Source organism: Delftia sp. UME58 (assembly GCF_014170385.1).
Lineage (GTDB): Bacteria > Pseudomonadota > Gammaproteobacteria > Burkholderiales > Burkholderiaceae_C > Comamonas > Comamonas acidovorans.
The window spans coordinates 1-1,516 of the sequence record NZ_LZZV01000046.1 but is presented as its reverse complement, the minus strand read 5'-3'; the positions used below and the strand labels follow the sequence as shown (position 1 = coordinate 1,516).

The window sequence follows — 1,516 nt, the reverse complement described above, 5'->3', positions numbered from 1 at the left end:
GTTCCATCGCATTGGCACCAAGTTCCCGCGCCGCCCAGCAACCGGGATCGGCGAACACCACATGATTCATGACCTCAGCCACCCACCGGAACTGGCCGGCGTCCATGTCTGCGCGTGCGCGCTCCAGGATCGCGTCGTTGCCTCCCATGTACTCGACGACCTTCTTCCCAAGCTCCACTGGCGGCAGGCGATGAAGGTGTGCAGGATTGCCGTCATAAGGCCCCAGGTAGTGAGCGTAGATAGCCTCGACGTTGTGCGCTATGGCGCCGTAATAGCCTCGCGCACTCCAGTTCCTGGAGAGCGCATTGGGCAGCATCAGCTGTTCCGCGATCTCCCTCGGAGTCAGGCCATGACTCATCAGCCGCAACGTCTGGTCGTGCAGGAAGCGATAGAGATCACGCTGTACGCGAATGAACTCGACGACGCGTTCACTGCCCCAGGTGGGCCAGTGGTGCTGGGCGAAGACCACGTCCGATTTGTCGCCATAAAGATCAAGCGCTTCGTCAAGGTAGCGTGACCATGCCAGCGAGTCGCGCGTTTTCGCACCGCGCAAGGGGCAAAGGTTGTGCATCGTATGACAGGCGTTCTCCGCCAGGTTCAAGGCCCTGTGGCCTGGAAAATAGAAGTTCATCTCCGCTGGCGCTTCGGTGCCAGGGGTCAACTGAAAGACAATCTTCACACCGTCGATGACATGCTCTTCGACCGTCTCGGTGATGAGCATCGTTGGCGGAATCATCGAATAGGTTCCCTGGCCCGCGTTCTTACCCAAGCCGCTGTCCACTTGCGACATCGGGCCTGGCATCAACGACGGGCCAAACTGGAACGCCGCCCTGCGGCGCATCGGAACGCCAGCCATCACCATTTCCGACACGACTTCATCCATGAACCCCGTCGGCGCGATGACAGACACGCGGCCTGCAGCCACGTCTTCAACGCTTGTCACGCCCAGCACGCCGCCGAAATGATCCCGATGGCTGTGGCTATAGATCACTGCCACAACCGGTCGGTGGCCGCGGTGCAGCCAATACAGATCCAAGGCTGCCCGCGCCGATTCCTCGTACGTGAGGGGATCGATGACCACGATCCCTTTCTCGCCCTCTATGAAGGTGATATTGGCCAGGTCGAAGCCGCGCACCTGATAGATACCGTCGACTACCTTGAACAATCCATGATGCATGTTCAGCCTGGCTTGACGCCATAGGCTAGGGTTAACCGTATCCGGGGCGTCCGACTGTTCAAGGAAGTGGTATCGACCCAGGTCCCAGACCACTTTGCCGTCGGCACCGATGATGCGCGCATCGGGAATCGTCGCGATGTAGCCACGGGCGGCATCGCTGAATGCCGTCGTGTCGCTGAAATCAAGCTCGCTGCGGAACCGGCCGTGGCTTTGAATGGTGCTGGCGCTTGCCGGCTGAGGCTGTGCATATGCATTTCTCATAGGGACTCTCGATGTTCAGGAAATAGGCGAGGCAACGCAGCGACGCGATCAATGCCAGGCAGATTACCCCGCATGTCA

General features: G+C 59.8%; 1 protein-coding gene. It reads right to left on the bottom strand.

Annotated elements, in window-relative coordinates; all coding sequences use genetic code 11:
• A partial coding sequence (locus A9976_RS12300; protein ID WP_183019251.1) for an alkyl/aryl-sulfatase occupies positions 1-1,438 on the bottom strand: 1,438 nt, incomplete at its 3' end.
• Positions 1,439-1,516 lie beyond the last annotated feature (78 nt).